This is a genomic window from Neoactinobaculum massilliense, from assembly GCF_900604955.1.
Taxonomy (GTDB): Bacteria; Actinomycetota; Actinomycetes; order Actinomycetales; family Actinomycetaceae; genus Neoactinobaculum; species Neoactinobaculum massilliense.
Window position 1 is genome coordinate 281,647 of sequence record NZ_UWPE01000002.1, and the last position, 11,089, is coordinate 292,735.

General features: G+C 63.7%; 9 protein-coding genes, 1 pseudogene and 1 riboswitch. Of the genes and pseudogenes, 2 read left to right on the forward strand and 8 right to left on the reverse strand.

Annotated elements, in window-relative coordinates; translation table 11 throughout:
- Positions 1-34: 34 nt before the first annotated feature.
- Positions 35-134, reverse strand: a riboswitch (TPP riboswitch).
- A gap of 106 nt (positions 135-240) precedes the next feature.
- The 7 genes from EIH27_RS07485 to EIH27_RS07515 all read right to left on the reverse strand — a co-directional run bounded on the left by EIH27_RS07485 (position 241) and on the right by EIH27_RS07515 (position 9,519).
- A complete protein-coding gene (locus EIH27_RS07485) occupies positions 241-939 on the reverse strand; it encodes a response regulator (RefSeq protein ID WP_124040361.1) in 699 nt (232 codons plus the stop codon).
- Positions 936-3,605 (reverse strand): sensor histidine kinase, encoded by a 2,670-nt coding sequence (locus EIH27_RS07490; protein WP_124040362.1) that lies wholly within the window; start codon positions 3,603-3,605, stop codon positions 936-938. The genes EIH27_RS07485 and EIH27_RS07490 overlap by 4 nt, the downstream gene beginning before the upstream one ends.
- 6 nt (positions 3,606-3,611) lie before the next feature.
- Positions 3,612-4,214 carry a potassium-transporting ATPase subunit KdpC gene (gene kdpC, locus EIH27_RS07495; protein WP_124040363.1) on the reverse strand — a complete coding sequence of 201 codons (603 nt, stop codon included), beginning with the start codon at positions 4,212-4,214 and terminating at the stop codon, positions 3,612-3,614.
- A 43-nt stretch (positions 4,215-4,257) separates the two neighbouring features.
- The gene (gene kdpB / locus EIH27_RS07500; protein WP_124040364.1) at positions 4,258-6,495 is read right to left on the reverse strand and encodes a potassium-transporting ATPase subunit KdpB; all 2,238 of its coding nucleotides are present in this window, start codon (positions 6,493-6,495) and stop codon (positions 4,258-4,260) included.
- Complete coding sequence (gene kdpA / locus EIH27_RS07505) at positions 6,495-8,153, reverse strand: potassium-transporting ATPase subunit KdpA (RefSeq protein WP_241153031.1); 1,659 nt, start codon at positions 8,151-8,153, stop codon at positions 6,495-6,497. Before kdpA ends, kdpB begins: the two co-directional genes overlap by 1 nt.
- Positions 8,154-8,169: 16 nt before the next feature.
- Positions 8,170-8,259 (reverse strand): potassium-transporting ATPase subunit F, encoded by a 90-nt coding sequence (locus tag EIH27_RS07510; protein WP_124040366.1) that lies wholly within the window; start codon positions 8,257-8,259, stop codon positions 8,170-8,172.
- A 993-nt stretch (positions 8,260-9,252) separates the two neighbouring features.
- A complete protein-coding gene (locus EIH27_RS07515; protein WP_241153032.1) occupies positions 9,253-9,519 on the reverse strand; it encodes a DUF4235 domain-containing protein in 267 nt (88 codons plus the stop codon).
- 442 nt (positions 9,520-9,961) lie between these two features.
- Between EIH27_RS07515 and EIH27_RS08150 the strand changes: the two are divergent.
- Positions 9,962-10,075: pseudogene (locus tag EIH27_RS08150) on the forward strand (type IV toxin-antitoxin system AbiEi family antitoxin domain-containing protein); the annotation flags it as partial.
- Positions 10,076-10,186: 111 nt separating this feature from the next.
- Here EIH27_RS08150 and EIH27_RS08005 read toward each other — a convergent pair.
- Positions 10,187-10,384, reverse strand: a complete 198-nt coding sequence (locus EIH27_RS08005; RefSeq protein WP_241153033.1) for a hypothetical protein — start codon at positions 10,382-10,384, stop codon at positions 10,187-10,189.
- A gap of 21 nt (positions 10,385-10,405) precedes the next feature.
- On the opposite strand from EIH27_RS08005, the gene EIH27_RS08010 reads away from it, so the two are divergent.
- Entirely contained in the window at positions 10,406-10,945 is a 540-nt protein-coding gene (locus EIH27_RS08010) for a hypothetical protein (protein WP_241153034.1), read from the forward strand.
- Positions 10,946-11,089 lie beyond the last annotated feature (144 nt).

The following is an 11,089-nucleotide window of genomic DNA, read 5'->3' on the forward strand; positions in this document are numbered from 1 at the left end:
CCTCCTACCGGAGGGCCCATGCCCCGCTGTGAGGCACGGGGAGAGCTCGACTTCCTTCGCCGGCATTGCCCGGATCAGGTGCGAGGGTCTGCAGATGCACTCTCAGCGCTTAACGCGCTCCCCTGTCGTCTTCGGCAGTTTACACCACTTGTAGGATGAGTTTTCGGGCGGTTGGTGGGCGCGGCGCTTAAACACCCCGGCGAAGAACGGCGTCTATCGGGATCTATCGGGTGCACGGCTCTACCCGGCATCCTCCAGGTGCTCAAGCCGGTACCCCATCCCGGGCTCCGTAATGATGAAGCGCGGCCGGTGCGGATCGGCCTCAATTTTCTTCCGGAGTTGCGAGATGTAGAGGCGCAGGTACCCCGTATCCTCCACGTGCTCGCTTCCCCAGATCGAGGTCAGGAGCATTTGCCGGGTCACCAGTTTGCCGCCGTTACGGATGAGAATGTCCATCACCTGCCACTCCGTGGGCGTGAGGCGGATCTGCTCGAACCTGCCCGCGGTTTTCCGGCTCACGGACCTGGTGGCCAGATTGAAATGAATGTTCCCCAACCGCACCGAGGGCATCGCCTCGGCGTGCGGCAGGCGGCGGGTGAGGGCGCGGATGCGAGCCAGTAGTTCATCGATCGAGAATGGTTTCGTGATGTAGTCGTCAGCGCCAGCATCCAGAGCCTGTACCTTATCCGCGGAGCCGGAGCGGCCGGATACCACCAGAATGGGCGCATCAGACCAGCCGCGGATCGCGTGAATAACGTCAATGCCGGTTAGCTGCGGCATGCCCAGATCGATGAGGTACAGGCTGGGGCGGCGGCTTGCCGCCAGCCGCACGGCCTGGGCGCCATTTCGCGCGGTGAGCGCCGTGTACCCCTCGGCCGTGAGGGTAATGCGGAGCGCCCGGAGGATCTGCGGATCGTCGTCCGCTATCAGGATGATCATGAGTGCTGCGCCGCCTTAGTCGCGGTGGCCTGTGGATCGGAGATTCCGCCACCGGGGGATCCCGCCCGGCCAGCTGGCCCACCAGCATCAGTGGGCCCACCAGCACCGGTCATTCCACCAGCGCCCGCCGGCCCACCACCCGCCGGCCCACTGGCCCCAGCCGGCTCAGCCATGTTCCCGGTGCTATCCGCCTTCGCCAGAGGCAGCGAAATCACCATGGTGAGTCCACCGCCCGGGGTGGGCTCAGGTACCAGCGTGCCGTGCATTGCCTCCACAAATCCCTTCGAAAGCGCGAGCCCCAACCCCAGCCCCGTACCATTATCGGTATCGCCCAGGCGTTGGAAGGGCACGAACATGTCCTCGTAGTGCCGCCGATCCACGCCGGGCCCGTGGTCAATGATGCGAATCTCTAGCCGGTGGCTGAACGTGCTGGTGGTGAGTGCTACCGGTGCGCCAGAGGGCGAGTGCCGCCGCGCATTCGCCAGCAGATTTACCACCGCGCGTTGCAGTAGACCGGGATCCGCCGCGGCCAGCGCGTCCCCATGATCGAAGGACAGCCGGATATCCCCGGGCATCAGGTCCAGTTCCTCCAGGCTTTCCGCCACCACCTCCGCCGGATCCGTGGGGCGCGACGCCGCGGTGAGCGCGTCCGCACGCAGCCGGCTCATGTCCAGTAGGTCGCCTATAAGCTTGCCGAGCGAGTCGAGGCTCTGTTCGGCGGTTTCCAGCAGTTCCCCGCGATCGGAAGCGGATAGATTTGGCCCCGCCATGCGCAAGCCCCCGACGGCGGCCGTGGCCGCGGCGAGCGGGCGCCGCAGGTCATGGCTGAGCGCGGAGAGCAGTGCGCCGCGGAGTTTATCCGAGGCCGCAATCGGTTGGAACGCGCGCTCGCGGTCCGTCATACGGCGTCGTTCCAGTACGACGTCGATCTGCGTGGCGACCACGCGCAGCAGCCTCCGGTCCGAGGCCTCCAGTTCCTCGCCGTACACGTCAAGGTGAGCACCACCCACCAGTGAAAACGAATCGACGGGTGGGTCCCCGGTGGGTAGCCCGGCGTTCGCGATCACAAACTGGCCCTTCTTCACCTGCACATTCTTCAGGCTGAAGGCCTCCAACGTGCGATCAATCATCGCCTGGATAGCGTCATCACCCCGAAGTACACTCCCGGCGATGGTCTGAAGCAGCTCAGATTCTGCGCCCACACGCTGGGCAACCCGGGTGAAGCGGGCGGAGCGATCCACCACGAAGCTGACAAGCGCCGCAACAATCATGTAGATAAGCAACGCCCAAATGTGCAGAAGACTTTGGATCGTAATGGCGCCCGTCGGTGCCAGGAAAAAGTAGTCGAGAGCAAAGGCGGAGAGCACAGCCGTGAAAAGGGCCGGCCAGATACCTCCCACCAGCGCAATGACCACAACAAGTAGCTGATAGAGCAATGCGGCGGCGGTGAGCGTCTCATCCGAGGAAAACGCGCCCAGCGCGGCGGTCAATGCCGGTACGCCAACAACCGCCAGCACAAATCCTACGATTCTGCGAACGCGAGAGAGACCCGCGCGGATGTGCGGCAGGGTGAAGGGGCGGCCGGCAGCCGCATGGGTCACCATGTGCACGTCAATGTCGCCGGATTTTCGGATGACGGATGCGCCCACGTCCGTGCCGGTCAGCACCGCGATCATGCGGCCCCGCCGGCTTGCACCGAGCACCAGCTGGGTGGCGTTGACGGATCGAGCGAATTCCACCAGCGCCGTAGGAATATCCGCCCCCACCACCTGATGGTAGGTGCCGCCCAGACGCTCGACGAGGCGCCGCTGCTTAGCTAGCGCGTCCGTGTGACTGCTGCGCAGCCCATCCTGACTGGTGACGTGCACAGCAAGCAGTTCCCCACCGCCGGACCGCGCCGCGATGCGCGCACCGCGCCGGAGCAGCGTTTCGCCCTCCGGTCCACCGGGGAGAGCCACCACCACCCGTTCGCGCGCCTCCCACGTGGTGTCAATGTCATTGTCCGTGCGGTACTTGCTCAGCGCCTCGTCCACATTGCCGGCCAGCCACAGCAGGGCCAGTTCGCGCAGCGCCGTCAAATTTCCCAACCGGAAATAGTTGGAGAGTGCGGCGTCCACGCGCTCCGCCGGATACACCAGGCCGTTGCTCAGCCGGTTGCGCAGTGCCTGCGGGGACAGATCAATAACCTCAATGTCATCCGCCCGCCGCAGGAACGTGTCCGGCACCGTTTCGCGCTGCGGGATGCGGGTGATCCGCTCCACCACATCATTGAGCGATTCAATGTGCTGGATGTTGAGCGTGGAGATCACGTCGATGCCGGCCCGGAGCAGTTCATCGACGTCCTCCCAGCGCTTCGCGTGGCGAGAGCCGGGCGCATTCGTGTGTGCCAGTTCGTCCACCAGCACAACTTCCGGGGCCCGACGCACAATCGCGTCCACATCCATGTCCTCCAGCGTGATACCGCGGTAGAAACGCCGCAGACGTGGAACGATGGGGATGGTGCCGATCATGCGCGCGGTGGCCTTGCGTCCGTGTGTTTCCACGACGCCGATCACCACGTCTCGCCCGTCGTCCAGTAGTTGCTGTCCCTCTTTTAGCATGGCAAACGTTTTGCCCACCCCGGGAGCAGCACCTAGCAGGACGCGAAGCCGACCAACTGCGGCCACTAGTTCCTATCCTTTCTGCCTGTCCAGCGCCTCATTCAACGTGACCACGTTGACTACCGGTTCACCAATAAAGCCAACATAGGGCTGCGTGGTGTGTTGCGCCACCAGCTTCTTCACCGTGGCGAGGGATAGGTGGCGCGCCCTGGCCACTCGTGCCTCCTGAAGCGCGGCATACCGGGGACTGATGTCCGGTTCCAGGCCGGAGGCGGAAGCGGTGAGAGCGTCGGCCGGGATGCTAGCTGGTGCCACCCCATTGAACCGTGCAATCTGGTTGCGGCGTTCTTTGATGTCCCGAATGAGCGTCGGGTTCTCCGGCCCGGCGTTGCTTCCACCGGACTTCTGGGCGTCATACTCCGCCGCGGAGGGGCGCGGCTGGAAGTACCGGGCGAGCGGGGCGCCATCGGCGTCGGAAAATGATTGGCCGATGAGGGAGGAGGCAACTACCTGACCATCCGCGTTGCGGATGAGAGATCCGTTTGCTCTGTCGGGAAACGCGATCTGCCCGATCGCGGTGATAGCTAGCGTGTACCCGATCCCGAGTATCAGCGTGAAGGCGAGCACCATTCGTGTGGCCACCCACAGCACACGGCCGCTAGTACGAACAGACATGATTTTCCTTTTCTGTGCAATGAGGATTTTCTATGGCCTGGAGCTAGAAGCCCGGGATTAGCCGGACGAGCTGGTCAATGAGCCAGATACCGATGAACGGCGCTATCACCCCGCCCACGCCGTAGACGGCCAGGTTGTGGCTGAGGATCTTGGGCGCCGCCATGGGCCGGTATTTCACGCCGCGGAGGGCGAGGGGCACCAGGAACACAATGATGAACGCGTTGAAGATGACCGCGGAGAGAACCGCGGACGCCGGCGAATGCAGCCCCATCACATTGAGCACCGCGAGCCCGGGAAATACACCCATAAAGATCGCGGGAATAATGGCGAAGTACTTGGCGACGTCGTTCGCAATGGAGAACGTGGTGAGCGCACCGCGCGTGATGAGCAGCTGCTTACCGATCGCCACAATGTCAATGAGCTTGGTGGGATCCGAATCGAGATCCACCATGTTGCCGGCTTCCTTCGCCGCGGAGGTACCGGTGTTCATGGCCACGCCCACGTCCGCCTGCGCGAGTGCGGGAGCGTCATTCGTGCCGTCACCTGTCATCGCCACCATGTGGCCGCCCGCCTGCTCCTTCCGGATGTAGGTGAGTTTCTGGTCCGGGGTGGCCTCGGCCAGGAAGTCATCCACGCCGGCCTCCTGGGCAATGGCCTTGGCGGTGAGCGGATTGTCACCCGTCACCATGACCGTGCGAATGCCCATGGTGCGAAGCTGCCGGAAGCGCTCGGCCAGGCCGTCCTTGACGATGTCCTTGAGATGGACAACGCCGAGTACGCGGCCGGCACCGTCCGCCACCCGCACCGCAACCACCAGTGGCGTGCCACCGCTCGTGGAGATGCCCTCAACGCACTCGCGCAGCTGCACGGACACGTCCACGGGAACAGGACTGCCCTCCTTTTTCAGCCAGTCCATGACGGCGGATCCGGCCCCCTTCCGGATCTGTAGGCCATTCGGCAGGTCCAGACCGGACATGCGAGTTTGTGCGGTAAACGGCACCACTGTGCCCTCTGAGTGGGTGGCCTGAACGCCTAGCTCGCGGGCCAGGTCCACGATGGATTTGCCTTCCGGCGTGGGATCCGCCAGGGAGGAGAGAGCGGCCATGCGCACCAGCTCCTCCCGGGTCACGCCCGCCAGCGGAACGAAGTCCGTAGCGCGGCGATTGCCGTAGGTGATGGTGCCTGTCTTGTCGAGTAGCAGCGTAGTCACGTCCCCCGCCGCCTCCACGGCACGGCCGGAGGTGGCCAACACGTTGTGCTGCACCAGCCGATCCATCCCCGCAATGCCGATAGCGGAGAGGAGCGCGCCAATAGTGGTGGGAATCAGGCACACCAGCAGCGCGATGAGGATGGTCAGAGACACGGGCTTGGCCGGGTAGGACGCAATCGGGTTGAGCGTCAGCGCCACCATGACGAACACGATGGACAGCGAGGCCAGCAGAATATTCAGCGCGATCTCGTTGGGGGTGCGCTGCCGGGATGCCCCCTCCACGAGGGCAATCATGCGATCCACAAAGGTCTCGCCGGGTTTCGACGTAATTTTCACAACGATACGGTCCGAGAGCACGCGGGTCCCGCCCGTCACCGCGGACCGGTCCCCGCCACTTTCGCGCACCACCGGAGCGGATTCACCGGTGATGGCCGATTCGTCAATGCTGGCAATGCCCCACACGATGTCGCCATCGCCGGGTACTAGTTCACCAGCGGATACGACGACGACGTCGCCCAGCCGCAACTCCGCTGAGGAAACATCCTCTAGGTCCGCCTCCGCAGCCCCGGCGTCCGAATCTGGCATGTAGGAGCGCACGCGGTGGGCCACCGTTGATGTACGGGTTTTTCGCAGAGAATCTGCCTGCGCCTTACCGCGTCCCTCCGCCACCGATTCGGCCAGGTTCGCGAAAATGACCGTGAGCCAAAGTAGCAGGGCAATGAGGCCGGTGAACGCGGCGGGCACGACGATGCCCTCCGCCGACGTAGACGTGCCGAGGAAAGGCCCGATGATCGTCAGGGCCGTGGTGAGCACAGCTCCCACCCACACAATGAACATGACGGGATTGCGCCACTCATCCCGCGGATTGAGCTTGCAGAAAGCACCGGGTAGGGCGGCACCTAGCTGCCGCCAGCTCAACCCCGAACGCGGTGTCCGAGGCGTGCCGGAACGCCGAGAGTCAGCGGCGTCGTCATGTTCCACCGAGGCCGCACGCCGAGCGTGCGCGTCCACGCCAGAAAACTTGTCCACATGCTGCTGATCCGGGATTGACACCGGAAATTCTGTAGTCATCAGAGAAGCCCCTCTGCAACAGGACCGAGAGTAAGAATCGGGAAGAATACAAGCGCCGTAACAAGCAGCGCAGTAGCGATCATGAGCGCCACAAAGAGCGGCCGGTGCGTGGGAAGTGTGCCCGCACTGACCGGCACCTTGTCCTGCGCCGCAAGTGAACCCGCGAGCGCAAGCACCAACACGATGGGTAGGAAGCGACCCAGCAGCATGGCGACACCCACGGCGGCGGTGAGCCACGGCGTCGACGCATCGAGGCCCGCAAAGGCTGAACCGTTGTTGTTAGCGCCGGAGGTAAATGCGTACAGCACCTCGGAGAGGCCGTGGGGGCCCGTATTACTGAGCGAATTCCCCACCACGCTGGCGCGCAGCCCCGGGACCGCGAAACTGAGCGCCACGCCGGAGAGCACCAGCACCGGCATAACAAGAATGTAGAGGCTGGCCAGTTTCATCTCGCGCGGGCCAATCTTCTTGCCGAGATATTCGGGCGTGCGCCCCACCAGTAGGCCGGCCACAAACACGGCGATGATGGCAATAATGAGCATGCCGTAGAGGCCCGAGCCCACGCCGCCGGGCGCGATTTCGCCGAGCAGCATGTTGACCAGGGGCATGCCACCACCCAAGCCCGTGTAGGAATCAACCATGGAGTTCACCGCCCCGGTGGAGGTGAGAGTCGCGGTCGCCACGAATACGACGGACTGGATGATGCCGAAGCGGGCTTCCTTCCCCTCCATCGCGGCACCCGCAAGCGTGGGGGCGCTGCCGTGACCGTCTAGTTCAAAGGCGGTAAGCGCGCAGACGCAGGCCAGGTACAGGATGGCCATGGCGGCCAGCACCGCGTAGCCCTGACGGTGGTCGCCCACCATCTTCCCGAAGGTGCGCGGGAGCGAGAATGGAATCAGAAGAATAAGGAACGCTTCAAAGATGCTGGTCCACGCCGAAGGATCCTCGAAGGGGTGGGCAGAGTTGGCGTTGAAGAATCCGCCGCCGTTGGTGCCCAACTCCTTGATGGCCTCCTGAGAGGCCACGGGGCCGCCGGGCAGTGTCTGCATCCCGCCGGCAATCGTCGAGATGGTGTGGTTGCCGCTGAAGTTCTGAATCACGCCACCCGCAATCAGAATCAGTGCGGCCGCTGCCGCGACAGGGAGCAGGATTCGGAAGCATGCCCGGACAATGTCCACCCAGAAGTTACCGATCGTGCGCATGCGGCGCCGCGCCAGCCCGCGCACAAGCGCAATAGCCACCGCAATGCCCGTGGCGGCAGATACAAAATTCTGTACCGCCAGCCCGGCGAACTGCACCGTATAGGAGAGGCTTTCCCCAGAATATGCCTGCCAATTCGTATTGGTCACAAACGAGATCGCCGTATTGAAGGACACGCCCGGCGTCATGTTTGTATTTCCAAGCGAGAATGGCAGCCACTGCTGGACACGCTGAAGCAGGTAAAGTATCAGCACGCCGGCCAGGGAGAAGCAGAGCACCGACCGCAAATATGCGGGCCAGGACTGTTCGCGCGCCGGATCCACGCCCGTCAGGCGGTATACCCACTGCTCCGGGCGATAGTTGACCCTATCTGTGAATACGTACGCCATGTAGTCGCCGAACGGCCGATACACGGCGCTCAGTGCGAGAAACAGCGTTGCCAGTGAGGCAATAAGCATTGACCATCCCATCCCATTAGAACCACTCCGGACGAACGAGTGCCACTACCAGGTAGATAACAGCCGCGATCCCCAGAATCGTGGCCACAACATTAAAGAAAGTCACAGTTTCTCCGTCGCTTTTCCGAAGTATCCAAGAATGCCGAAGAGCACCAATACGCCCAGCACATACACGATGTCGAGCACCGCAACTCCGATCAATGAACGGGTGGTCGCAGGGCGGCCGCACGCTGGCAGTCGCAAGGCGGCCGCGTGTAGGCGGCCGCTAGGCGACCGCACACGGACCGTCACTAACCGACCGCACACCAGCAGTCGCCGGGCAACCACGCACCGAGTCCGTCTCAGTGCGGAAATCATCTAACCCGGGCGCATACGGCTTTGCCCGCGTCCTAACGGAATCCATACGCGGCCACGGCAAAGTCATCACGGGGATTTAACGGGCGGCGGGAGGGATGAGAGCCGGGCAGGGCGGGAACAAGCAGGCGGAAACGGGCGGGGCGGGAACGTGCAGGCGAGAGCAGAGTGCGGTGAAAACCGGGCGAGCAAAACACGCGGGCGGGACGTCCATCTGAGCGAACGGGACGGAAGCGCGCAGGACCGGGGCGCATAGAACGGGGAAAGGTGGGGCGCCGGAGATTGAGATAGGCGGTACGCACGGGACGCCGGCGGGTGGAAACGGACGGGCCTACGGAGCAGAAGCGCGGGGCACCGCGACGTCGCACATCGGGCACCAATACGGCGTCGACAGGCAAGCGCGGGCCCGCACACCATCATCACCGGGCACACCAATCACAAAACAGCAAGCGAGCCGCCCGGAATACGTAAGCGGGCGGCGTCGGGAAACCGGAGGTGCGCGCATGCGGGTGCCTTATCGCGCATGCGCGAGCGGGTGGTCAATCTGGCCACCCGCTCTATTCATTCTTGGCCGGCGCTGTGCCTCCGTGTCTCCGCCGCGCGCATCATTTGAACGCAATACACTCACGCTCTGTCAGTTCATTCCCGCCCAGCCCCCATCTCATTCCCGCCCGACCCTCATCGTGACGAGTCTGAATCCGGCTAACGCTGTCGCGCCGGGCAATCCCAGACGCGGGATGGGCGCCTAGGCCGCCTTTACAGCGGCCGACCCGCCCTTGCCGTACCAGCGTGCGGCCTTCCGCTCCACCATCGAACTCAACACGGAGGTCACAATTCCGGATACCAGCGTGAACACCAGTACGTCCACGATCGGCGCATCTGGATCCTCAAGGTCTGGCTTGTCACGCCCGGAGAGCTTGCCCCACGCCACATCCACTAGTTTGTTCGCCACAATACCGGACACGATGCCCGCGCCGGCGCTCACAAGTTTCCAACCCATATCCATGGCCATAGTTCCTCCTTGAATGCCTCGGATGGACTTCCGGCACAAGCCTAGAGTGTGCTGTGCCGTGAGCGCCAACACTCGGGGGTTGGGGTCCCGGGCAGGCCAGGAAGCCTGAGCGCCCTGGGCGGCCGGGCAGCCTGGGAGGCCGGGGCAGCCGGGGCACCCTGCTGAACGGTAAGAGAACTCTTGAGTTGACGGAAAACTTCCGGTTCCGACCCCTCCCACACCCCCAAACCGGGCACTGAGCATCAACTCAAGAGAAAACCATCAACTCAACGCCCAGCCATCCCGCCGACGGAGCCCACCACCAGCCGGGGCAGCCGGCCGCCGGGCCTCCCGACTCGCCGCCCGCCGGCTAGGGATGTCCACAGATTTCGGCACGCACCAGTTGCCCACAGCCTGCCGCTCGCATCCGCGGTTTCCCGCACCGCCGCGCAAGGCTAGTGCCATGGTGAAACGCGGCGTCGAAGTGTTCACACGGCAAACCCTCAGGCAGACCGGATTGTCCGACTCCACGCTGACTCGACAAGTCAAGAGCGGGCATCTATTGCGCTTGCGCCCCGGCCGGTATGTGAACCGCCGCGCGTGGGAGCAACTCTCACTCAAGGGCCATCACATCACGCGCACTCGTGCAATTGCTCAGCCCAATGGCCGATTGATCGCGACTCGCGAATCAGCGGCGCTTGCCCATGGCCTCCCCGTCTGCTTCATACCGAGTAACGTCCACGTGATAGCTCGGGAGGCGCAGTCCCACCAACTGAGTGGCGTTGTCGTTCACCAGTGCATTGGTTTCCCGACGGAGTACGTCACCGCGATCGATGACATCCGGGCGCTCACTCGCGCGGCAACGGTAGTCTCGTGTGCCCGACATGCGGACCTCCGGACCGCACTCATGGTGATTGATGCCGAACTTCGCGCCCGCCTTCAGTTCGGACCGAGCCATGGTGAACCACCAGAAGTCACCCAGAGCCGCAACGAGGAGATCAAGGAACTCCGCGTCGAACTCCTCACGCTCAATGAACTGCTTCCCGGTCGGCGCGGCAAGGCGGTCGCGAGGCGGCTGATCAAGCTCGGCAACCCGCTCGCCGAGTCTCCCCTCGAATCGCTAGGACGCGCGGTGATTATCCGTGCCGGTCTTCCCATTCCCGAATTGCAGGTGGAGATCCGCGGATCGGACGGACGGCTCTACCGCATGGACGGCGCCTACCGCAATCAGCGCGTCGCGATCGAGTTCGACGGAAGAATCAAGTATTTCGGCGATCTGGGCGATCCGGACATGGTCGCCTATCAGGAACACCTCCGGCAGACGGCCATCGGTAACCGTGGGTGGCGCGTGGTTCGGACCTCCTGGAATGAGCTGATCCACCACCCCGAGGCGTTCATCAACGCACTGCGCAATGCGCTAGAAGAACAAAACCGGCGAGTGGCCTAGCTGCCACCGACTGCCCAGCTCCAGGTTCCCGCCCCGGCAGGCCGCTGAACGGTAAGAGAACTCTTGAGTTGACGGAAAACTTCCGGTTCCGGCCCCTCCCAAGCCCCCAAACCGGGTACTGAGCATCAGCTCAAGAGAAAACCA